Source organism: Paraburkholderia dioscoreae (assembly GCF_902459535.1).
Lineage (GTDB): Bacteria > Pseudomonadota > Gammaproteobacteria > Burkholderiales > Burkholderiaceae > Paraburkholderia > Paraburkholderia dioscoreae.
Map to the genome: position 1 here is coordinate 1,144,418 of NZ_LR699554.1, position 20,644 is coordinate 1,165,061.

The 20,644-nt window shown below is 63.0% G+C and carries 22 protein-coding genes; 10 read left to right on the forward strand and 12 right to left on the reverse strand.

The features are described 5' to 3' along the window. Positions 1–159: 159 nt before the first annotated feature. Positions 160–1,248, forward strand: coding sequence for a hypothetical protein (locus PDMSB3_RS25325; RefSeq protein ID WP_007176765.1), 1,089 nt, complete (start codon positions 160–162; stop codon positions 1,246–1,248). A gap of 379 nt (positions 1,249–1,627) precedes the next feature. Next, on the forward strand, positions 1,628–3,151 hold the full coding sequence (locus PDMSB3_RS25330; protein ID WP_007176766.1) for a CoA-acylating methylmalonate-semialdehyde dehydrogenase: 1,524 nt from the start codon (positions 1,628–1,630) through the stop codon (positions 3,149–3,151). Between the two features lie 83 nt (positions 3,152–3,234). Here the strand turns inward: PDMSB3_RS25330 and PDMSB3_RS25335 are convergent, their stop codons facing one another. The 3 genes from PDMSB3_RS25335 to PDMSB3_RS25345 all read right to left on the reverse strand — a co-directional run bounded on the left by PDMSB3_RS25335 (position 3,235) and on the right by PDMSB3_RS25345 (position 5,671). Further along, positions 3,235–4,575 (reverse strand): MFS transporter, encoded by a 1,341-nt coding sequence (locus PDMSB3_RS25335; protein ID WP_165188116.1) that lies wholly within the window; start codon positions 4,573–4,575, stop codon positions 3,235–3,237. 64 nt (positions 4,576–4,639) lie between these two features. Further along, positions 4,640–5,203, reverse strand: coding sequence for an isochorismatase family protein (locus PDMSB3_RS25340; protein ID WP_007176768.1), 564 nt, complete (start codon positions 5,201–5,203; stop codon positions 4,640–4,642). Between the two features lie 15 nt (positions 5,204–5,218). Beyond that, positions 5,219–5,671, reverse strand: coding sequence for a MarR family winged helix-turn-helix transcriptional regulator (locus PDMSB3_RS25345; RefSeq protein WP_007176769.1), 453 nt, complete (start codon positions 5,669–5,671; stop codon positions 5,219–5,221). A 444-nt stretch (positions 5,672–6,115) separates the two neighbouring features. Here PDMSB3_RS25345 and PDMSB3_RS25350 point away from each other — a divergent pair, with 444 nt between their 5' ends. From PDMSB3_RS25350 to PDMSB3_RS25370, 5 genes are all read left to right on the forward strand, one after another. Further along, positions 6,116–8,320 carry a PAS domain-containing sensor histidine kinase gene (locus PDMSB3_RS25350; protein ID WP_007176770.1) on the forward strand — a complete coding sequence of 735 codons (2,205 nt, stop codon included), beginning with the start codon at positions 6,116–6,118 and terminating at the stop codon, positions 8,318–8,320. Continuing rightward, complete coding sequence (locus PDMSB3_RS25355; RefSeq protein ID WP_407670580.1) at positions 8,286–8,987, forward strand: response regulator transcription factor; 702 nt, start codon at positions 8,286–8,288, stop codon at positions 8,985–8,987. Before PDMSB3_RS25350 ends, PDMSB3_RS25355 begins: the two co-directional genes overlap by 35 nt. A gap of 400 nt (positions 8,988–9,387) precedes the next feature. Next, positions 9,388–10,359, forward strand: coding sequence for a helix-turn-helix domain-containing protein (locus PDMSB3_RS25360; RefSeq protein ID WP_165188119.1), 972 nt, complete (start codon positions 9,388–9,390; stop codon positions 10,357–10,359). Between the two features lie 134 nt (positions 10,360–10,493). Next, on the forward strand, positions 10,494–10,913 hold the full coding sequence (locus PDMSB3_RS25365; protein WP_007176773.1) for a DUF3331 domain-containing protein: 420 nt from the start codon (positions 10,494–10,496) through the stop codon (positions 10,911–10,913). A gap of 373 nt (positions 10,914–11,286) precedes the next feature. Beyond that, on the forward strand, positions 11,287–11,661 hold the full coding sequence (locus PDMSB3_RS25370; RefSeq protein ID WP_007176774.1) for a response regulator transcription factor: 375 nt from the start codon (positions 11,287–11,289) through the stop codon (positions 11,659–11,661). Positions 11,662–11,835: 174 nt separating this feature from the next. On the opposite strand, the gene PDMSB3_RS25375 is transcribed toward PDMSB3_RS25370, so the two are convergent. After that, positions 11,836–12,630, reverse strand: a complete 795-nt coding sequence (locus PDMSB3_RS25375; RefSeq protein WP_007176775.1) for an alpha/beta hydrolase — start codon at positions 12,628–12,630, stop codon at positions 11,836–11,838. Between the two features lie 123 nt (positions 12,631–12,753). Then, entirely contained in the window at positions 12,754–13,104 is a 351-nt protein-coding gene (locus PDMSB3_RS25380; protein ID WP_007176776.1) for a DUF4148 domain-containing protein, read from the reverse strand. Positions 13,105–13,371: 267 nt separating this feature from the next. Between PDMSB3_RS25380 and PDMSB3_RS25385 the strand changes: the two genes are divergently transcribed. After that, positions 13,372–13,899 (forward strand): GNAT family N-acetyltransferase, encoded by a 528-nt coding sequence (locus tag PDMSB3_RS25385; RefSeq protein ID WP_165188121.1) that lies wholly within the window; start codon positions 13,372–13,374, stop codon positions 13,897–13,899. 207 nt (positions 13,900–14,106) lie between these two features. On the opposite strand, the gene PDMSB3_RS25390 is transcribed toward PDMSB3_RS25385, so the two are convergent. The 7 genes from PDMSB3_RS25390 to PDMSB3_RS25420 all read right to left on the reverse strand — a co-directional run bounded on the left by PDMSB3_RS25390 (position 14,107) and on the right by PDMSB3_RS25420 (position 17,747). Then, positions 14,107–15,168 carry an alkene reductase gene (locus PDMSB3_RS25390; protein WP_007176778.1) on the reverse strand — a complete coding sequence of 354 codons (1,062 nt, stop codon included), beginning with the start codon at positions 15,166–15,168 and terminating at the stop codon, positions 14,107–14,109. Between the two features lie 87 nt (positions 15,169–15,255). Then, complete coding sequence (locus PDMSB3_RS25395) at positions 15,256–15,558, reverse strand: ArsR/SmtB family transcription factor (protein WP_007176779.1); 303 nt, start codon at positions 15,556–15,558, stop codon at positions 15,256–15,258. Between the two features lie 220 nt (positions 15,559–15,778). After that, positions 15,779–16,471 (reverse strand): GntR family transcriptional regulator, encoded by a 693-nt coding sequence (locus PDMSB3_RS25400; RefSeq protein WP_007176780.1) that lies wholly within the window; start codon positions 16,469–16,471, stop codon positions 15,779–15,781. 85 nt (positions 16,472–16,556) lie between these two features. Further along, positions 16,557–16,751: a hypothetical protein gene (locus PDMSB3_RS37690; RefSeq protein ID WP_197740276.1), complete on the reverse strand. Its 195-nt coding sequence runs from the start codon at positions 16,749–16,751 to the stop codon at positions 16,557–16,559. 52 nt (positions 16,752–16,803) lie between these two features. Continuing rightward, positions 16,804–17,082 carry a 2Fe-2S iron-sulfur cluster-binding protein gene (locus tag PDMSB3_RS25410; RefSeq protein WP_007176782.1) on the reverse strand — a complete coding sequence of 93 codons (279 nt, stop codon included), beginning with the start codon at positions 17,080–17,082 and terminating at the stop codon, positions 16,804–16,806. Between the two features lie 14 nt (positions 17,083–17,096). Next, complete coding sequence (locus tag PDMSB3_RS25415; protein WP_007176783.1) at positions 17,097–17,411, reverse strand: hypothetical protein; 315 nt, start codon at positions 17,409–17,411, stop codon at positions 17,097–17,099. 15 nt (positions 17,412–17,426) lie between these two features. Continuing rightward, positions 17,427–17,747 carry a 2Fe-2S iron-sulfur cluster-binding protein gene (locus PDMSB3_RS25420; RefSeq protein WP_007176784.1) on the reverse strand — a complete coding sequence of 107 codons (321 nt, stop codon included), beginning with the start codon at positions 17,745–17,747 and terminating at the stop codon, positions 17,427–17,429. A 292-nt stretch (positions 17,748–18,039) separates the two neighbouring features. Between PDMSB3_RS25420 and PDMSB3_RS25425 the strand changes: the two genes are divergently transcribed. Continuing rightward, entirely contained in the window at positions 18,040–18,996 is a 957-nt protein-coding gene (locus tag PDMSB3_RS25425) for an ornithine cyclodeaminase family protein (RefSeq protein ID WP_007176785.1), read from the forward strand. A 5-nt stretch (positions 18,997–19,001) separates the two neighbouring features. Further along, positions 19,002–20,624 (forward strand): MFS transporter, encoded by a 1,623-nt coding sequence (locus tag PDMSB3_RS25430; RefSeq protein ID WP_165188123.1) that lies wholly within the window; start codon positions 19,002–19,004, stop codon positions 20,622–20,624. Positions 20,625–20,644: the final 20 nt, after the last annotated feature.

Consider the following 20,644-nt stretch of genomic DNA (forward strand, 5'->3'; position numbering starts at 1 on the left):
TGCATGTGCGGTTCCAGTCCGGTCCGGCGCGCGTGGCGGCCAACGCAGCCTGGTTGGCAAGGTAAAGTGATGCTTCTGTTACTCGACCGTCAGCGCGGTCCGCCAAAGCGTGCGCTTGCGCTGAATTCCCGTTGTTTTTCATTTGAAAGAGAAGTCCACATGCCGTTGTCTAATGGGCCGTCGAATGGTCTGTCGAACGATGCCGCGCAGCACCGCGCCTTGAAACAGGCAGTGTTTCTGCATACGGGCTGGCGTAGTGCGGGAACGTGGGTCTGGTCGCGTTTGCGCGAACTCGATACCGTGACCGCTTTCTATGAGCCGCTCAGCAATGTGCTCGCGGAGTTGAGTCTTGCCGACGTTTCCGCGTCGCGTCCCACGCTTACTTCTGGACACCCGCCGCTCGCCGCGCCGTATTTCGAGGAATATAGACCGTTCCTGCAGGAAGGTGTGCGCGGTGTGGCCGGCTATCAAAGGCGTTTCAGTCTCGATCGCTTTGCTAAGGTGCCGGACGCGGAATTCCCGCAATTACAGGCCTATTTACGCAATCTGTGCGAGCGCACCGCCGCACAAGGCAGCGTGCCGGTCTTCAAGTTTTGCCGTTCATCGGGCCGGCTGCCGTGGCTGCGGGCGGCTTTTCCGCAGGCGATGCATGTGGGCGTGTTGCGCAATCCGGCGTCGCAGTTTGCTTCGGGGTGGCTGCTCAGCCGGCAATGGAGCAATCCGTTTTTCGTGGCGGCTCCGTTTCGCGTGCTGGGGCTGAATCAGGCGGATCCGCTGGTCAGGCAGGCTATCGACACATGCGGCGCGCGCTTGCCGCCCGCCGCGCCTGCTTCGGAGGACGCATATGCAATGGCGTGCGAGCACTATGCGCGCACGGCGGAAGGCAATAACGCGTATCGGGCATTCATCGCGTTGTGGATTCTTTGCGCGTTGCGTATGGCGGATGGCGTCGATCTGTTGATCGACATCGACCGGCTCGGAGCGTCGCGCGATTACGCGCAGGCGTTAAGCACCGCATTCGAAACGCAAAGCGGTTTGTCGCCCGACTTCAGCAGCGCGCGCGATCTGGTCGAAGAAACGCGTGGCAGCGCGGCACGCATGAGCGGAATCGACGGACGGGCCATGCGCACGGTACATTCCGCCGCGCTCAAATTCCTCAAGGCGCACGGTGGTGCCGACGCTGCCTTTGTGGAAGTGATCCGGCAGAAGATGGTGCTCGCCAACGAATTGACCGACACATGGCGTTGAGCATTCGTCGCGAGATTGATGCGGTGAAGCCTCGCGGATGTTTTCATGGCACGGCCCTGCAGTGGCGGAGCCGGCGGCGCAGGCGGCATGACGTCGATGGGCCGGCCACCGCGTTCAGGGCCTGGTCCGGGATCGATGCCTCCGCAGGTCGGACGAGACCCACGCGCCAATACAGTTGCCGCACAAAAAACAATACAGTGAGGCGCGGTTTTATTTGGCTGTATCGGGAGTATGACCGGCGCCGTCGATACAGTTGGCAAGTCTCGACGGAGCCTGTCGACGAGCGGTTCGCCGCTCCGGCGCGGTGCGACGTAGCCTGATTTTTGCCTATGGCCCGGTGGTGACACGCCGCGCTTGATCCCGAACACGAGGTAAGGACATGAATGTAGTGAACGAACAAGCAAAGCTGTCGGTGCAGCAGTTGGGCCACTATATCGGCGGCGCGCCGGCCGCGCCGACCAGCGGCCGCTTCAAGGACGTGTTCAATCCCGCCACCGGCAAAGTCACCGGCTCGGTCGCCCTCGCTTCGGTCGAGGAAGTGGACGCGGCAGTGCAGGTCGCCAAGGCCGCCTTTTCTGCCTGGAGCGAAACCGCGCCGCTCAAGCGCGCACGCATTCTGTTCAGGTTCAAGGAATTGCTCAACCAGCATCACGACGAACTGGCGATGCTGATCACGCGTGAACATGGCAAGGTGTTTACGGACGCACAAGGCGAAGTGGTGCGCGGCATCGAAGTGGTCGAATTCGCGTGCGGCATTCCGAACCTGCTCAAGACCGATTTCACCGACCAGATCGGCGGCGGCATCGACAACTGGAATCTGCGTCAGGCGCTCGGTGTGGTCGCGGGCATTACGCCGTTCAACTTCCCGGTCATGGTGCCGATGTGGATGTTCCCGGTTGCGCTCGCCTGCGGGAACACGTTCGTGCTGAAACCGTCGGAGCGTGATCCGTCGGCGTCGCTGCGGATTGCCGAATTGCTGAAGGAAGCCGGTCTGCCCGACGGCGTGTTCAATGTCGTCAACGGCGACAAGGTGGCCGTCGATGCGCTGATCGATCACCCGGACGTCGCGGCGCTGTCGTTCGTGGGGTCCACGCCGATCGCCGAATACATTCACACGGAGGCGTCGAAGCGCGGCAAACGCGTGCAGGCGCTCGGCGGCGCGAAAAATCACCTGGTGGTGATGCCGGACGCCGATCTGGACCAGGCGGTCGACGCGCTGATCGGCGCAGCCTACGGTTCGGCGGGCGAGCGCTGCATGGCGATCTCGGTCGCGGTGGCGGTCGGCAACGTGGCCGACAAACTGATCGAGAAACTGGCGCCGCGCGTCAAATCGCTCGTGATCAAGAACGGCGAAAATCTCGACGCCGAAATGGGGCCGCTGGTTACCGCCGAACATAAGGCCAAGGTGGCCGGTTATATCGCGTCGGGCGAGGCGGAAGGCGCGAAGCTGATTGTCGACGGCCGCGTGCATCCGGTGGCAGACGAAGAAGGCTTCTTTATCGGCGGTACGCTGTTCGACAATGTCGGCACGGAAATGAAGATCTACAAGGAAGAGATCTTCGGCCCGGTGCTGGCAGTAGTGCGGGTGCCCGATTTCGCGAGCGCCGTGGAGTTGATCAACGCGCACGAGTTCGGTAACGGCGTGTCGCTGTTCACGTCGGATGGCGGGGTGGCGCGGGCGTTCGGCCGGCAGATTCAGGTGGGTATGGTCGGCATCAACGTGCCGATTCCGGTGCCGATGGCATGGCATTCGTTCGGCGGCTGGAAACGTTCGCTGTTCGGCGACCATCACGCTTACGGCGAAGAGGGCGTGCGCTTCTATACGCGCTACAAGAGCATCATGCAGCGCTGGCCGGATAGCATCGCCAAAGGCGCTGAATTTACAATGCCGGTGGCGAAGTAGGCCGGCAGGCAAGTCAGTTGTAATCAGAAAAGCCGCGCCTGAACCAGGCGCGGCTTTTTCACATTCCCCCCGGCAACGGCTCTCTAAACACTCGAAGAGGAATCTTCTTCCACTTCGCTGAGAACGGCGTTCTGCACTGCGACAGCGGGACTGACATAAGCAGGCGCCTGGCGTGGCTCGTCGATGCTGTAGCGCAAACGCCCCGCCTCGATATACACGCGCAACCGCCGGTATTTCACGAGGTAGAGCAAGCCGACAACCGCCGCCGCGAACCCCGATGCCGCGCCCACACCCAGCGCCCAACGCGGACCGAAACGGTCTGCGACCCAACCCACCACCGGCGCGCCGAGCGGCGTACCGCCCAATGCGATGGCCAGCAGAATCGCGATCACCCGCCCGCGCATGACGGGCTCGGTGGAAAGCTGCACGAGACTGTTGGTCGAGGTATTGAAGGTCTGCGTTGCCACGCCGATCACCATCAGCGCAATGCCGAACAGCACGGAGTTCGGCATCAGCGAGGCCGCGGTGCAGCCTACGCCGAACACGGCCGCCGCAATGAGCAGCAGCGCCATGCGCGGTTTCGCCCGACGCGCGGCGAGCAGCGCGCCAGTGACGGAGCCGATCGCCATGGTCGAGCTCAATACACCGTATTCGCCCGCGCCCGCGTGAAACGCGGTAACCGACATCGTCGAGATGAAGATCGGGAAATTCAGGCCGAACGTGCCGATCAGGAACAGCATCAGCAATGCGGCCTTCAGATCGGGACGCGTCCACACGTACTTGAAACCTTCGACGAAACTGCCGCGCGTGCGCACCGCCCGAGGCTTCAGATGCAGTTCGCTCACACGCAGCATGCGCAGCGAACCGAGTACCGCGACGAACGAAAGCGCGTTGATGAGAAACACCCAGCCGGTGCCCACCGAGGCGATCAGCAACCCCGCGACCGCAGGCCCGATCATGCGCGCCGCGTTGAACGAGGTGGAATTCAGCGCGACCGCGTTTGACAGGTCATGCTCGCCGACCAGGTCCGACACGAAAGTCTGACGCGCCGGCGAATCAAAGGCGGTGACGCAGCCGAGCAGTCCCGCGAATACATAGACGTGCCACAACTGCACGAGCCCGGTGACGGTGAGAATGCCCAGGCACAGCGCGAGAGAACCCATGCCCGCCTGGGTCGCGAACAGCAGCTTGCGACGGTTGAAGTGATCGGCGGCATAACCGGTCAGCGGCAACAGCAGCATTTGCGGGCCGAACTGCAACGACATGACGATACCCACCGAGGTCGCATTGTGATGCGTGAGCTCGGTGAGCACGAGCCAATCCTGCGCCGTGCGTTGCATCCACGTACCGACGTTGGAGACGATCGCGCCGCTCGCCCAGACCCGGTAGTTGAAATTGCTCAGCGAACGGAAAGTGCCGATCACCGGACTGTTCCCACCTGGAGGATTCGCGCGGCGCGCAAGCTGCGGCGCATGTGCAAACTCAGGCTCATGCGTGCGAGCGTTCGAGCAGATCGAGGACTTCCTGGGTGGTGCCGGTTTCGCCGAGGCGCGGGAAGATGCGCGTGATGCTGTTGATGTGAGCGTCCGCATTGCGATCGGTCATGGCGTCGACGACGAGCGTCACGTTCAGGCCGAGTTCGTGTGCATAGCGCGCGGTGGATTCGACGCCGATGCTGGTCGCCACGCCCACGAGCACCACTTGCGTGACGCCTTGCTCGCGCAGGTACGCTTCGAGATCGGTATTCGTGAACGCGCCCCAGGTGCGCTTGGTGACCCGATGATCGGACGGTTGCGCGTTCAGTTCGGGCACCAGATCCGCGAATCCGGCGGGGAAGTCGCCCGTGTTGCGCACCTCCTGCGTGCGGCCCGGTGCGCCGCCGGTCACGTTGACGAGCACCACGGGCAGGCCGTGGCGGCGAAACGCCTCCGCGAGAACGGCCGAGCGCTCGACGACTTCGCCGGTGGAATGCGCGGTGGGCAGCGCGACAATGCCTTGCTGCAAATCGACGACGATGAGTGCGGTCTTTGCGTCGAGTGTGGTGAGTGCCATGAAGTACTCCTGGAGTTACGAGTCGATGAGGCGTTTGAGCAGTTCGACGCCGATAACGAGCTGTTTTTGCTCGGCCGCCGAGAAGCGCGTCTGAATGGTGCGAAACAGCCAGTCTTCGCGTGCCGCGCGGCTTGCCTTCACCTTCTTGCGAAAGGCGGGCGTGAGGGAGAGAACCGTTTGCCGGCCGTCGTTCGGATCGGGAGTGCCGCTCACCAGCCCGGCGGCTCTCAGCGCCGAAAGCGTCTCGCCCATGGACTGCGGACGCATGCCATGAGCACGCGCGAGCGCAGTGACCGTTGCCGGACCTTCACGCTCCAGCAAGCCGAGAACCTGCACCTGCGAAGGCGTGAAATCGCCTACGTGCGACTCCTCGCGCAAACGGCGGCGCAGTTTGCCGACCAGCACGCGCAAGTCTTCCGCCACGATATGCAAGGCGTCAGGATCCACCGGTGCATCTTGCTTGGTCATGTCTGGATAACTATGAAGGCTACCTACGAAGGCTACCTTCGTATCAGGTTGACGTCAAGTTGGGGAAGGCGTGATGCCAACGGTTCGGGACGAGGCGAAACGTACCGTCGCCGCCGTATCAATCGAGCATGTAAGCGGCACCATGGTCAGGGTTTTCCCGGAAGATCGCGGGTATGGCGTCATCCGTAATCAAATGTCAGTAGAATGCGGCCCAGCCGATCTTTGACGATTTAAGGCCGGGTTCGCGCATGATCACATTAGACCGGCAGCCATCGGTTAGCGGCAGGTCTAAGCGTGATGCGTTCCCCACAATCAGCGTGGCTGCTATCCTGAGGGACAGGCTTGCCATACTCGCTCACGAACAGCCGTTTCGCACGCTTATGGCCCCGCAGTTCCATTCCGCCTGGCCTTCCTGGCCTCTGGCGACCTGCCGATCCGCCCGACATGGAAAATAGCCAACGCGCTTCCGCTACAGCGCCCCGCGACGCCGGCTTCTTGCCGGTGCTCGCCGCCTTGATCGCGCTTGCCGTGTTTCTGATCGATGCGCTGACACCGCTCGACGTCGCAGTCGCCGTGTTTTACGTAATAGTGGTGCTGCTGGTTGCTTCAAGCGGCAACCGCTCGTTCACGATCGCCGCCGCGTGGGGATGTGTGGCGCTGACGTTGCTCGGGTTTCTGATTTCCCACGCCGAGTCCTGGCCGGGCGGCGCGGTTGCGCGCTGTGTGGTGAGCCTGCTGGCGATCGCCACCACGTCGGTTCTGGCATTGAGAAACCAGGCCGCGACGACGATGTTGCAGGAGCAGGTCGAACTGCTCAATCTCACGCACGACGCGATCATCGTCCATGACATGAACGACCGGATCACGTTCTGGAATCACGGGGCGCAGGCGCTGTACGGCTGGAGTGCGCAACAGGCGCTCGGCCAGTCGATCGACGACCTGACGCAGACATCGTTTCCTGTCCCGTACGATGAAGTTCGCGGCGAACTGCTGCGCACGAATTACTGGCACGGAGAGTTGCGGCGCGTACGGCACGACGGCAGCGCCGTCGTGATTTCGAGCCGCGCGGCCTTGTGGCGCGATGCAAAGGGCGACCCTCGGGCTGTTCTCGTGACCAACAACGACATTACCGCGCGCAAGGAGATGGAAGCCGAACTCGAGCGTCAGCAGCAGGAGTTGCGCGCAACCATCGACGCGATTCCCGGCATGGTCTGGCATTCGTCGAGCGACGGGCGCCTCACGTTTATCAACCGCCGCTGGAACGACATGGGCGTGACGCTCGGAGATGACGTGGACGTCTGGTCGACGGTCGTGCACCCGTCCGATCTGCCGCGGATGCAGCGCGACTGGCAGGCCGCGATCGCGGCGGGTGTCGCGTTCGAAAACGTATCGCGACTCCGCACCAGTGCCGGCGTGTACCGCTGGATGCACATCGGGGCCGAACCGTTGCGCGACGCCGGGGGCGCGATTCGCCGCTGGTACGGCGTGAATACCGACATCGAGGAGCGCAAGCAGGCGGAGCAGGCGCTCGAGCGCAGCGAGGCGTTCCTGCTCGATGCCCAGCGTTTGAGCCGGACCGGCAGCATGGCCGTACGTTTTCCCGAAGGCATGATGTGGTGGTCCGACGAGTCCTACCGCATTTTCGGATACACGCGGGAGGTCGAGCCGTCGGTCAAGGCTATCCTGGCGCGCACTCATCCCGACGATCTCGCACTCGTTCGTCGGGTCTATGAACGGGCCGCCGCCGGCGAGCCGCAGATCGATGTCGAACACCGGCTCGTGATGCCGGACGGCGGCGTGAAATATCTGCACTGCGTTGCCCACGCGGCAGCGTCGAAGTCTGCCGCCGGCGAGTATGTCGGCGCGCTGATGGATATCACGGATACCCGGCTCGCGCAGGACGCGCTTGCGCGCTCCACCGCCGAACTCGCCCACGTGACGCGGGTTACGATGCTCGGCGAACTGGCCGCGTCGATTGCACACGAGGTGACGCAGCCGATCGCGGCGATCATGACTTGCGGCGGCGCCGCGTTGCGCTGGATGGACCGTGCCCCGCCGGACCTGAACGCAGCGGCGAAGTCGGTCACTCAGATCGTCAGGGACGCGCAGCGCGCGGACGCCGTGATCCAGCGGATCCGTTCAATGGCAAAAAAATGCGACCGTATTCCGGTTAAAGTCGATCTGAACGGGATTGTGGGCGAGACGGTCGAGCTGTTGCGGTACGAACTCGATCGCTACCGCGTTGACGTGCAGATCGACCTTGCGACACCGTCGCCCACTGCGTACTGCGATCGCGTCCAATTGCAGCAGGTCATCATCAACCTTATTATGAACGGCGCGCAGGCCATGACAGAGGTGCCCCAGCCGCGAAGGCTGCGGATTGCCACACGCCGGTTCGACGCAGAACAGGCGCATCTGATCGTGCAGGATTCGGGCACGGGTATCAGCGAGGAAAACGCCAGCCGTCTGTTCGACACGTTCTTTACGACTAAGGCAGGGGGCATCGGCATGGGCTTGTCGATCTGCCGGTCGATCGTCGAGGCGCACGGCGGTCGTATCTGGGCTGAATCGCCGGAAGCGGGCGGCGCGGTAGTGCAGTTCATCCTGCCGGTTGATGAAGGGAGATCTCATGAACAGTCATACGCATGACAACGCCGGTGACGACGAGGAACGCACGATGGTCTATGTCGTGGACGACGACGAGTCGATGCGCGATGCCCTTGGTCTGCTGCTGCAATCGGTCGGACTGGGCGTCGTCACCTTTGCTTCCGCGCACGAATTTCTCTCCTATGAGATGCCGGACGTGCCGAGCTGCCTGATCCTCGATGTTCGTCTCAAAGGACAAAGCGGGTTCGCGGTGCAGGAACAGATCGCCGCGAGCCAACTGGGGCTGCCCATCGTCTTCATGACCGCGCACGGCGACATCGCGATGTCGGTTAAAGCAATGAAGGCCGGTGCCAAGGATTTTCTTGCCAAGCCGTTTCGTGACCAGGACATGCTGGACGCTGTCGCACATGCGCTGGCAGGCGACGCAGAGCGGCGCGATGCCCTCCGGTCCGTGGAGGATCTGCGCCGTTGCTACGAATCGCTGACACCGCGCGAGCGCGAAGTCATGGCGTTTGTCGCGTCCGGGCTGATGAACAAACAGATTGCCGGCGAAATGGGCCTGAGCGAGATCACCGTGAAGATTCACCGCGGCCAGGCAATGCGGAAAATGGCCGCGCGTTCGCTCGCCGACTTCGTGCTGAAGGCGGAAGCGCTGGGCGTCAAGTTGCCACAAAGCGCCGCCGCGCCGGCGCGCGGATCGCGTACCTGAACCCAGGGTGCGTGACGAAACGCTGCTGGCGCATCGTTTCCGCAGTCCCGATGGTTATCGGGCCTATACCTGCGTATGAGTGGTCCGCCGCTTCTGCTCAAGAAAGCGCTGCTAGCGCATTCCATTCCACCGATTCGTTCCGGCAAGCTCTGGCGGCCGGCGCCGCCGGTCGCGACCGCAAACCGCCCGCGCACGCCGTGCGCATCGCGCCGATCCCCCTGGCCGTGCCTCTTCGGCTCGCGGCGAAGAACTAAACCTGGAGATGGGTTGATCCAACCATTGGTCACTACGGGCAACCGTATGTAGGGCTGGTTCGACGATTTTCCGTGCGATACCTTGGAGTCATCGCGGCGCCCTGTAACCGGGCACTGCCTCACCACTCCGCTGGATGACCCCGATCATGATCAGCTCGTCGACTTTGCATCCCGAACCCGCTGCGGATGTTATCCCGGATGTCATCCAGCAGACGAGGCGGATCAACCCGATCGGCATGGAGCCTCAATGGCGCGCTCCGCACGAGGAACCCGCGGGTGGACGCCAGCGGAGCCCTATTCTCGTGTCGCGCTGGACCCGCACCGATATTCGGTCGCTGGAGGTCAGCAACCCGGGTAGCGCCGCGCACCACTGCATCGCGATGAACCTCAAGTGCACGTCGCTCTCCTTTGCTCATGCCGGCAGGATGCTCGTTCACGGACGGGTGACCGCGGGAGCCGTACAGATCACGGCACCGGAGGTGCCGTGCAGCGCCGTGTTCGAATCGCCCGGCGACGTGCTGCACCTGTTCGTTGCGCAGCCGGTGCTGGGCGAATGCTTCGAAGACATGTTCGGCCGCCCGCATGCGGGCGACATTCGTATCGACAATCCCAGGCTCGCGCACGATCCCGCGCTCGAACGTCTTGGCCAGGCACTTGCCGTGTCGCAATCGGACGACGCCGCGCTCGGCAAGGTCTTTACCGACAGCGTCAGTCTCGCGATCGTTTCGCGCGTGATCGCGCGGCACTTTACGGCTGGGCAACGGCAGAGCCGTGAAGCGAATGCACTACCGTCCTGGCGCCTCACGCGCGCGATCGAATACGTGGACGCGCATCTGTCCGAACCGATCGGGCTCGAGGACATTGCCAACAGCACGGGTTTGACCCGCATGCATTTCGCGTCGCAGTTCCGCCGGGCCACCGGCATGCGCCCGCACGAATACCTGTTGCGCCGGCGAATCGAACACGCGCAGCACCTTCTGCTTACGTCGAAACATAACGTGCTCGACGTTGCCCTGAGCTGCGGTTTCCTAACCCAGGCTCACTTTACGACGGTCTTCAAGCGCCTGGTTGGAGAGACGCCTCATTGCTGGCGAATGAAGGCGAACGTCGATCGGTAAGCAGATTCATGCGTCTCTGAAAGTGAGCGGAATATGCCTGCGGCGGCCGAAGGCGGCGCACGGTGGTTGTATCCGCAACGTGCAGTGAGAGCTTCTCGCTGATCAACCGGACTATCTGAAAGAGGAGTGCGACCATGTTGGCGGAAACGAATTTTACCGATCCGTGGATACAGACCCTTGATTTGCTCGCCGAGTTGTCCGGAGACAAAGCCTCCAGGATCAAGGAAGCGGCTTTGGCGGACGCACGCAACGCACGCGAGGGTTGCCGCTTGCTGCTCAGGACGCAACGCTTTGGCGCACAGGTGCGCGTGATCGACCGCCCGACGCCTTCGACCGCGACCATTGAATGGCGTGATTCGACGCACTGTTGCTATGGCGATCAGGTTTGGCACGCGAGCCGCGCACGTGTGGCAGGTGTCTGTGCAATGAGCGGCCGTGCAATACGGCCGGGGGATGCGATATACAAGCCGCGCCCGTGCCGGCCAGCGCCGCTAAACCTGGGTGCGATGATTCTTGGCGTCGTGCTCGATGATGCTTTTACGCCTGACCGGTAGTTGGCTTGCGGCACTCACGTTACTGTATTCACGCTGGCGCGGCTGCCTGACATACGCTTGGCCATCCGGTCGTATGGGGAAGTCATACCTAAGTGTGATACCCGAATGAAGGCCCGTATTGCGGGCCTTCCGAAGTCCGCCAAAGGTGGTCTTCAACCGCGAGAATGTCAGCGGGGCGAGCGCGGCGGCGGGCACTGCATCCCTATAGATGATGGTTTCGCGGCAAATTCCCGGCTAGTATGGTTCTTGCCTGCTACGGATCCATTTCTGTTCCGGTGGATGCGTCAGGCGCGATGAGCTTCATAAGGCAGTAAATATCGCGCCGGATATTCTTTTCTGTTACTACGTCGGCGCATCTGGAGTATTGGCAGCTATGAGCTTTGTTTGTATCGTCGACGATGACGCCTCTGTACGAAACGGTGTCGGTGACCTTCTCAACGCAGTGGGTTACACGACCGTGGCATTTTCATCGGGAGAGGAATTCCTCGCCTCGTCGGCAGTCGACGAGGCATTGTGTGTTTTGCTCGACCTCAAGATGCAAGGCATGCAAGGCCTCGATGTGCAACGCCAGCTCAATGCGGAACACAGGAGCATTCCCATTGTGCTCATGTCGGCGCATGGCGACGAAGACACGGTTCGGTGGGGAATCCAGCACGGGGCAGTCGCGTTTTTACGCAAACCGTTTGCGGAAGATGTGCTGCTCGATTCGATAGTGCTTGCCATCGGTCGGAAGGGTGGGGCGAATTGAGGGGGCAGGGGATTTCACACACCGGCCTCCGATAGCGTATCGGGCGCTCGTCCTATCATGAACTCTCATGAAAACGCGGCGCTTTAGCGCCGCGTTGTTCCATCATTCGACCGCGGTTCGCGCGGCGCTCATTCAGCTTACGCTTCTTTCCAGCCGCGACCGCACGCGAGCACGCTACTGCTGCGCATGCGTCGCGGCATCTTCGATGACAGCCGCAACTTCTTTCGGACGGGATTCGTAAACCGAATGGCTCGCGCCGGGAATCACGGTGGTGTGGCTATGCGCGCGCGCGTAGTACCAGCGCTCCAGGTCCGGGTTGATGATTTTGTCATTAGCGGCGACGATGCCCCAGCTTGGCTTCGTGGTCCATGCGGCAACGGTCATCGGCGTCGAAAAGACTTTCGCGGCCGTCAGGATCTGCGAATGCGACTCGAATTGGGCTTGCTTGAGCGGCAGATCAGCAGCGAAGTCTTTCGGGAAATCCACCGGGTTCAGATATGTGTAGCCGTCGTCGGTCTTCCTGATTGCGCCCGGCTGCTTCGACGTGTAACTGGGCATGCCTTTGCCCAGCGTGCCTTCATCTTCTCCGACGGCCGGAGCATGCGCCGCGACGTACACCAGCCCTACGACATTCGGATGCACACCGGCTTCCGTGATGATCGAACCGCCATAGCTGTGCGCCACCAGGATCGTCGGACCGTTTTGCAGGTCGAGAACACGTTTGGTCGCGGCCACGTCGTCTTCGAGTGAGGTCAGCGGCTCCTGCACGAGGCTGACGTGGTAGCCGTCTTTGGTCAGGATGTCATAGACCGGTTTCCAACCGGACCCGTCCACCCATGCACCATGCACCAGTACAATATTTTTGACGGGGGTGCTTTGGGGCTGGGCATCCTGCGCCAGCGCGCCGGTCGACGCAAGAAGACAAGCTGACATTGACAAGGCCGACACGACGAAAGGCATAAATCTCATGTGAAACTCCGGTATTCGGTAAAGAGAGAGAAGATGTTGGTGGAATGAGGTTGCGAGAAGGACTTCGGAATGAAGCGGGGTTCCGTGCAGGACAGTGACGGCACGGAACCCGAAATGCTTCGCTTAGCTACCGAAGTAGAGGTTGCAGAAGCTGACGGGACCGACGCAGGTCGAATGCATCGCCGTTCTCGCCGGTGCGCCTGACGACGAGGTGCCGTGCTGCGCCACGCCGCCGTACGCTTGCGTAGCCTGTTGCTGGTTGTCCTGGGCAGCGATTTTTGCTTCGGCAGCCTGAATATCGGCCGGGTAGTCGATGTCGTTGGCTTGCGATGGATCGTAGCCGGCCTTTTCGACCTTGACGAGATCGGCACGAACTTCTGCGCGCGTCACGGGACCATTCGATTGTGCGAAGCTGATAGCCGGAGCGGCCAACGTACCGGCGGCAAGGGCGAGACAAACGAGAACCTTCTTCATGATTGATACTCCTTCGATTGAGTGTAATGACTTGACGGGCAATGGATACGGCTCGACCGCGAGGCGGCGATGCCAAGTGCGCCCATAGCTGCACGGCGCACTGCATTGCTTTGCTGCCGACCGTGTATTACCAGTATCGAGGAGGCGGGTTCGGGCCGTTTCCCGGATCAAACGAAGGTTTCCGGAATGCACGACGGCGCTCTGACGGTGTCAATAGCGGGGCGCGTCGTTGAGAACAACCATCAGCACAAACTGACGAAACGCCCCATGCAATACGCTCCAGCCATCACTTTCCGGTTTGCCGAGCCGCACGACGCGAACGCGATCCGCACGATCGAATTCGAAGCGGGCCAGCGTTTTGTCAGCGTCGGCATGGCGGGAATTGCTGATGCGCCGCCGATGGAACCGGAACTCGTCGGCCGCAAGATAACGGCGCGGGAGATCATCGTTGCCGTAGATACTGACGGAAAGTGCGCTGGCTTCGTGATGTTCGAGCAGCAACCCGCGCGCCTCTACGTGCAGGAGCTCGATGTGCTCACGTCGCACGCCGGGCGGCGTATCGGCGCGGCGCTCATCGAGCAGGTCGCACACCTTGCCCGCGCGCGACGACTCACGCAACTCATCCTGTCGACGTTTCGCGAGGTGCCCTGGAATGCGCCGTACTATCGGCGGATCGGGTTTCGCGATATCGAAGAAGCCGAACTCGACGCGACGTTGCTGGCGCGGCGCGATGCGCATATTGCGCGAGGACTCGATGAATCGAAGCGCGTTTTCATGCGGCGCGATCTGGCATGATGGGTGAGATGTGAGGTGTCCACACTATGTCCAGGCGTAAAAAAACGCGGCAGGTGTGATCGGAACGAATCATTCCTGTCACATCTGCCGCGCGGTTTTTTTCAGCGCACTGCCATGCATTGGCCGCTTTATCCCGCAGCCTAACCTCCGCCGGCTCTCCGCATGGCTTGGCTTTTTTCAGCCTGTTTCGACGCTTACTCCACGCGCTTATTCCACAGTTTCCAGCGTCGGATAATCCACATAGCCGGTTTCACCGCGTGCGTAATAGGTTGCCGGGTTCGGCTTGTTCAACGGCGCATTCGTGGCGAAGCGGCGTACCAGATCCGGATTCGCAATGAACAGCTGACCCCAGGCCACCGCATCTGCGTCACCCGCGTCGAGCACCTGTTGCGCGGTTTCCGTGGTGAACTTTTCGTTGGCGATGTACGGGCCGCCGAATGCTTTCTTCAGTTGCGGGCCGAGACGGTCGTCGCCGAGCGCTTCACGTGCGGCAATGAATGCGATCTTGCGCTTGCCGAGCTCGCGAGCCACATAACTGAAGGTGCCGGCCGGATCGGAATCGCCCATGGTGTGCGCGTCGCGGCGCGGCGCGAGGTGTACGCCGACACGGTTCGCGCCCCACACGTCGATGCAGGCGTCGGTGACTTCGAGCAGCAGACGGGCGCGGTTTTCGATCGGGCCGCCGTAGGCGTCGGTACGTTTGTTGGTGCTGTCCTGCAGGAACTGGTCGAGCAGATAGCCGTTGGCGCCGTGCACTTCGACGCCGTCGAAGCCTGCTGCCTTGGCGTTTTCCGCGCCTTTGCGGAATGCTTCGACCACGCCGGCGATTTCATCGAGTTCCAGTGCGCGCGGCGTCACATAGGCACGCTCCGGACGCACCAGGCTCACGTGGCCTTGTGCGGCGATCGCGCTCGGCGCGACCGGCAGTTCGCCGTTCAGGAACAGCGGGTCGGAAATACGGCCCACGTGCCACAGTTGCAGAAAAATCCTGCCGCCGGCCGCATGCACGGCGCTCGTCACGAGCTTCCAGCCTTCAACCTGCTCCTGCGACCAGATGCCCGGCGTGTCGGCATAGCCCACGCCTTGCGGCGTCACCGAGGTCGCCTCGCTGATGATCAGCCCGGCCGTTGCGCGTTCAGCGTAGTACTTCGCCATCAGCGCGTTCGGCACACGGATTTCTCCGGCGCGCTGGCGTGTGAGCGGCGCCATGACGATGCGGTTCGGCAGCGTGATGTCACCAATTTGCAGCGGATCGAAAAGAGTCGGCATAAGAGTTCACCTTTGACGGCGGGCGCGCGGCCCGAGCCTGAAAAAAGACTGCATGATGAAAGAAGCGCGGCGATGCGGATCAAGCGCCTAGAGCCTGGTATTCATGTGCTCGAGGAACGCCTGGATGACCGGCTCATTGCGTTTGAAAAACACCCATTGACCGACCCGCTTCGACGTGACGAGCCCCGCGCGCTGCAAAGCCGCAAGGTGCGCCGACACGGTTGACTGCGACAGGCCGCAGTGCGCATCGATCCGGCCCGCGCACACACCGTGATCGAGCGGCAGCTCCTGGTCGGCGAAATGCGCGTACGGCTCGCGCAGCCAGCCGAGAATCTCCCGGCGAACCGGGTTGGCAAGCGCTTTGTGAATCGCGTCGATATCGAGCGTCATGGGGTTGGTTTCAAGGTCTTCAACAACAGGCAGGCGTGGCGCCGGTCCGCGCGCTCAAGCCTGCATCGTTACAGGGCGAATTATATATCGTATTTTTACGATATGCGCGAAGGCACTACGGTCTATGAGGGTGATAGATGCAGACGCGCGATTCGAAGCCCCGTCCACCGCCCACGTGCAATCGCGCGGGCCGCGTTCCACTGCACCGCCGTAACAGGGGTTATCTGCCGAGCTTGCTCAGGTAGAGTTGCGCCGCCCGCAGGACGTGCCGTTCCGCGAGCATGGCAGCCAGCGCCGCGTCGCCCGACTGCACTGCGCGCAGAATGGCCGCGTGTTCTTCCCACGTCATGCGTATTTCCTCGTCATTCGAGTTGACGAACAGCATGCGCGTGCGATCGCGCAGCGAACGCATCAGATCGGTGAGCATGGAGTTGGCGCCGGCCGCGTAGAGCAGATCGTGGAAGCGCGCATTGAGGTCGAGCAGCCCGGCGGTTTCGCCCTTGTTCACCCTGGCTTTGCCCTCGTCGAGCACCTGCTCGATTTTTGCGGCCAGCTCCGGCGTGCAGTGCTCCGCGGCGAGGCGGGCGTTCAGGCCTTCCAGCGTGGCGCGGATCTGCACCATTTCGCGCGCGGAAGACGGTTCGAGCGACGCGACCACCGCGCCATGACGCGGCCGCACTTCGACCAGGCCTTCCGCCGCCAGCGCCCGCAGCGCTTCGCGCACCGGCACGCGGGACACGTTCAGGTCTTCGGCAATGCGTCCTTCCACGAGCCGGTCGCCCGGTGCGTAAGCGCCCGACGTGATGGATTCACGGATGCGGACGAGCACGAGTTCAGACAGTTGCTGGTGCTGAATCGGAGCAGATCGCGCCTGCTTGCCTGCGAGGGCCGGCGAATCCGGTTGGCTACTCATTGTTTCTCCATGCACTGGGCGTCGCCGGCGGCGCCAGCGGATAAGGCATTTTAACCCAGGGACGGAACGTTGTAGACAGTACACGTCATACCACTGTCAGGCTGGATGACGCCTCGCGCCATCCGCCGGACGATCCGCGGCGAAAGTCCGCGGCGGATCGATGCCTGTGTGGGCCGCCGAAGTACGGCGCCTCGTCGGCCAACCGGTATCCGACATTGACGGCGACGATGCCCTGATCGGCGACCCAGTGGCACACGTGGTCGTAGATTTTGCCATTCACGCGTCCATCGCTTCGGGCGGTGCGCCGGACGGCTCCACGGCGGAACCGGCCTTCACCATGACACGCTCACGTCGCCCTTGACGAACGTCTGGCACGCCATGCGATAGCCCGCCTCAAGTTCTTCCGCGCTGAGATGGCGTTTTTCTTTGGCTTTTACGGCGTCCGTATTTTCGCGTCCCTGCTCGACCTTGCATTTGCAGGTGCCGCAGAGTCCGCCGCCGCATTTGAACGGAATGCCGCCGTGCTCGCGCAACGACACGCGCAGCAGGTTGCTGTCGGGCGGCGCTTGCACGGTTTTGCCGCCGTTCGTGATGAAAGTGACCTGAATCATGAGGTAAACCTGTTTCAAGAGGCGCTGGCCGGCGCGTCGAGCGGCACGATCTGCGCGTCGGCGTGGCTCGCGCCCGCGAGATCGGACATGGATTGGAAAGCCGCTTCGCGCGTGTCGAAGTGGTCGAAGAATTTGGTCGGCACGAGATTGACGTTGGCGGGCGTGCCTTCGTCGACGATCTTCACGCGCGTCTCGCATTGCAGCGCGGCGATCGTGAAAGTGGCGACGTGGCGACCGTCGTAGCGATAAACGTACGACTCCAGCGGTTGCAGACCGTCAGTGGCTTCGCTGCGGTACTGGCCGGGCTTGCTGGTGAGAATGATGTACATGGGCGATCGTTGAAGTCAGGCGGGTGACGTGCCGTCAGGCGGCGTGTCGTTCTGGGCGAGTTCGATGTCGTGATCGATCCACAACTGGCAGGCGAGGCGATAGCCTTGCGTCAAACGTTCGCCCAGTTGCTTGCGCTCCTTCCAGTTCGGTTCCGGCAGATACTCGCCGCCGCTGATAACGACGCACGCGCACTGCGAGCATTTGCCCATGCCGCACTCGTAACGCAGGTGCGGATAGGGAAACTGCCGGATGCCGGCGCGCACCACCAGATTGGTGTTGTCCTTGACCGAGTCGCGGTACGTCTCGCCGTTCTTGTGAAAGACCACGTTGGGCATTGCTTTCTCCTTGCCCGCGCTACCGCTGTAAGGCGATAGGCGAGGCTTACACATAAAAAGTACATCGTATACAATTAAACCGGCAATCGATGCCTTCGGATCGACAGGTCGCCGCGGTTCGGCCCGCTGGAAGGACGGTCAAACTGCTCAAGGAAGTGACCTACCATCGGCGAACTATCCAAAATAGTATACCGTATACTTTAACTCAGGCGTCAAGTTGCCAGTTTCCACGGGCGTTGTCCAACGGTCGCGGCGGCCGGCGTCCCTTTCATTCTTTCAGGAGTGGTTTCCGATGATTCATCTCACCGACCAGCAGATCGACGCACTGATCGGCTTTGACGAAGCGATCCCCGCGCTCGACACCGCGTTCCGCGCGTTCGCGCGCGGCGACGCCGCGGTGCAGCGGCGCGTGCGCACCGAGGCCGGCGGCGTGAAGCTGTCCACGCTCGGCGCCGTCGTGCCGGAACTAGGCGTGGCGGGCGCCAAGGTGTATTCGACCATTGCGGGGCGCTTCAACTTTTCGATCATCCTTTTTTCCACCGACGACGGCCGGCCGCTCGCTACGCTCGAAGCGAACGCGATCACCCGTTTGCGCACGGCGGCGACGACAGTGCTGGCGCTGCGGGCGCTGGCTAAACCTGGCGCGCGCTCCGTTGCGTTGTTCGGCACCGGCGTGCAAGGGCGCGCCCACGCCCATGCGCTTGCGGCGTTCACGTCGCTCGGAGACTTCCGGATCGTCGGACTGGAGGGAACGGCTGAACTTGCCGCCGAACTGAATCGCACTTATGCGCAGCGCGGCGTCGAAGCGCGTCCCGCCAGCGCGGAGGATGCCCTTGACGGCGCGGACGTCGTCGTCACGGCAACCCGTGCGACCGGCGCGCTGTTCGACGGCCATCTGCTGTCGCCCGGCGCGACGATCGCGGCGATCGGATCGAGTCTGCCGCACGCGCGCGAGCTCGACGATACGACGGTGTCACGCGCGTCGCGGATCGTGGTGGAGTTGCGCGAGCAGGCGCGCGAGGAAGCGGGCGATCTGGTGCAGAGCGCGGCGGGCACGTTCGCCTGGGACGATGTGCTGGAACTGGGCGCGGTGCTCGAAGGCTTCGCCGTGGGCCGCCGCGACGACAGCGACATCGTGCTGTACAAGGCGGTCGGCATCGGCTTGCAGGACGTCGCGCTGGCCGCGCTGGCCTACGCGCGCGCGACCGCCCGGAGCGCCGCACCGGGCGTTGCTTCAACGTTGGCGTGACACCTATGAACGTCTCCCGTGAGCTGGCCGTCCCGGCCGTTTCCGGCGCGCCGCGCACGTTCCGGCAGTCGCTGCTCGCCATGCTCGGGCTGTCCACGGTCGTGATGATGGTCGCCATCGACCAGACCGTGGTCGGCACCGCGCTGCCGACCATCGTCGCCGAACTGGATGGTTTTGATCTGTACGCGTGGGTTGCGACAGCCTATCTGCTGACTTCGGTCATCACCGTGCCGATCTTCGGACGGCTGGGCGATCGGCTTGGCCGCAAGCCGCTGGTCGTCACGGCGATCGTGCTGTTCACGCTGGCCTCCGTGCTGTGCGGCGTGGCCGGCAGCATGACGCAGCTCGTGGTGTTTCGCGCGTTGCAAGGCATTGGCGGCGGCATGCTGGTCGGCACCTGCTTTGCGTCGATTCCCGATCTGTTTCCCGATCCGGTGGTGCGCCTGCGCTGGCAGGTTCTGTTCTCGAGCGCATTCGGGGTGGCCAATGCGCTCGGGCCGTCGCTCGGCGGTTTTCTGAGTCAGCACTATGGCTGGCGCTCGGCGTTTCTCGTCAATCTGCCGGTGGGACTGGCGAGCCTGCTGCTGGTGAGCCGCTATCTGCCGCGCATCGTGCCGCCGCGCGGCGCGGCGCTCCGACCCGACTGGCGCGGTGCGCTGCTGATCGCGATTTCGCTGGGCGCCTCGCAGATGCTGGTCGAGTCGTTATCGGACGGTGCATCGCTGTGGCGCATCGCGTTACTCGCGGCAGTCGCGGCGGGCGCGGTCGTGCTGCTTCTGCGCGAGGAAGCGCGCGCCGCGGATCCGGTTTTGCCTCTGCCCCTGCTGCGCGGGCGCGCGATCGGCACCTTGCTCGGTCTGTCCGCGTTGCTGGGCGTCGCCATGTTCGCACTGCTGTTCTACGTGCCGTTGCTGCTGCAAGGCGGCCTCGGGATGTCGGCCAGCGCGGCGGGTGTCTCGATCACGCCGTTCGTCACGTTCATCACCGTGGGTACGATCGCCAATACGCGGATCGTCACCCGGCTCAAGCGGCCGAACGTCATGCTGTATGCCGGCTTTGCGCTGCTCGGCGCGGCATGTGCGGGGCTTTACGCCACCGGCGACCGCCACGGCGCCGGCTTCATCGTATCGATGCTGGCGGCCGGCCTCGGTATCGGCTTCGTGATGCCGAATCTCACTGTGTTCGCGCAGCAGGTAGCGGGCAAGACGCATCTGGGCATTGCCACGGCGATGATCCAGTCGGCGCGCATGGTGGGCGGCATGCTTGGCACGGCGATCGCGGGCAGCGTCGTGCGCGCGCTGTATCGCGCTGACGCGGCGCCGCTGCTCGATGCTGCGTCGCCGGGCGCGCGCGAAGCATGGGGCGCGGCGCTGCTCGATCCGCAGTCGCTGCTCGATCCGGCACAGGGCGCGGCCATCGTCGCGCATGCACACGCGGCCGGCGTCGCCGCCGGGCCGCTCATGCTTGCCGCACGCCATGCGCTCGCTGCATCGGTCGAACATGCATTCATCGTGATTGCGGGATTGATGGTCGTGGCGTGCGTGGTTGTCGCGCGCTTGCCGCTGATCGAACTGGTTGCCAGAGGAGAGAAGGGCGCCGGCAACGGACGTGCCGGTCAAGGCGGATGAATTGCCGGTGCGGCGCGCTC

What these genes read in the sequence shown, in the direction of transcription:
- PDMSB3_RS25400 (WP_007176780.1), bottom strand. Translation starts at nt 16,471, where the DNA reads ATGAGTAGCCAACCGGATTCGCCGGCCCTCGCAGGCAAGCAGGCGCGA.
- PDMSB3_RS25415 (WP_007176783.1), bottom strand. Translation starts at nt 17,411, where the DNA reads ATGTACATCATTCTCACCAGCAAGCCCGGCCAGTACCGCAGCGAAGCC.
- PDMSB3_RS25410 (WP_007176782.1), bottom strand. Translation starts at nt 17,082, where the DNA reads ATGATTCAGGTCACTTTCATCACGAACGGCGGCAAAACCGTGCAAGCG.
- PDMSB3_RS25345 (WP_007176769.1), bottom strand. Translation starts at nt 5,671, where the DNA reads ATGACCAAGCAAGATGCACCGGTGGATCCTGACGCCTTGCATATCGTG.
- PDMSB3_RS25375 (WP_007176775.1), bottom strand. Translation starts at nt 12,630, where the DNA reads ATGAGATTTATGCCTTTCGTCGTGTCGGCCTTGTCAATGTCAGCTTGT.
- PDMSB3_RS25425 (WP_007176785.1), top strand. Translation starts at nt 18,040, where the DNA reads ATGATTCATCTCACCGACCAGCAGATCGACGCACTGATCGGCTTTGAC.
- PDMSB3_RS25350 (WP_007176770.1), top strand. Translation starts at nt 6,116, where the DNA reads ATGGAAAATAGCCAACGCGCTTCCGCTACAGCGCCCCGCGACGCCGGC.
- PDMSB3_RS25430 (WP_165188123.1), top strand. Translation starts at nt 19,002, where the DNA reads ATGAACGTCTCCCGTGAGCTGGCCGTCCCGGCCGTTTCCGGCGCGCCG.
- PDMSB3_RS25365 (WP_007176773.1), top strand. Translation starts at nt 10,494, where the DNA reads ATGTTGGCGGAAACGAATTTTACCGATCCGTGGATACAGACCCTTGAT.
- PDMSB3_RS25420 (WP_007176784.1), bottom strand. Translation starts at nt 17,747, where the DNA reads ATGCCCAACGTGGTCTTTCACAAGAACGGCGAGACGTACCGCGACTCG.
- PDMSB3_RS25340 (WP_007176768.1), bottom strand. Translation starts at nt 5,203, where the DNA reads ATGGCACTCACCACACTCGACGCAAAGACCGCACTCATCGTCGTCGAT.
- PDMSB3_RS25395 (WP_007176779.1), bottom strand. Translation starts at nt 15,558, where the DNA reads ATGACGCTCGATATCGACGCGATTCACAAAGCGCTTGCCAACCCGGTT.
- PDMSB3_RS25370 (WP_007176774.1), top strand. Translation starts at nt 11,287, where the DNA reads ATGAGCTTTGTTTGTATCGTCGACGATGACGCCTCTGTACGAAACGGT.
- PDMSB3_RS25355 (WP_407670580.1), top strand. Translation starts at nt 8,286, where the DNA reads ATGAAGGGAGATCTCATGAACAGTCATACGCATGACAACGCCGGTGAC.
- PDMSB3_RS25380 (WP_007176776.1), bottom strand. Translation starts at nt 13,104, where the DNA reads ATGAAGAAGGTTCTCGTTTGTCTCGCCCTTGCCGCCGGTACGTTGGCC.
- PDMSB3_RS25325 (WP_007176765.1), top strand. Translation starts at nt 160, where the DNA reads ATGCCGTTGTCTAATGGGCCGTCGAATGGTCTGTCGAACGATGCCGCG.
- PDMSB3_RS25360 (WP_165188119.1), top strand. Translation starts at nt 9,388, where the DNA reads ATGATCAGCTCGTCGACTTTGCATCCCGAACCCGCTGCGGATGTTATC.
- PDMSB3_RS25385 (WP_165188121.1), top strand. Translation starts at nt 13,372, where the DNA reads ATGCAATACGCTCCAGCCATCACTTTCCGGTTTGCCGAGCCGCACGAC.
- PDMSB3_RS25390 (WP_007176778.1), bottom strand. Translation starts at nt 15,168, where the DNA reads ATGCCGACTCTTTTCGATCCGCTGCAAATTGGTGACATCACGCTGCCG.
- PDMSB3_RS25330 (WP_007176766.1), top strand. Translation starts at nt 1,628, where the DNA reads ATGAATGTAGTGAACGAACAAGCAAAGCTGTCGGTGCAGCAGTTGGGC.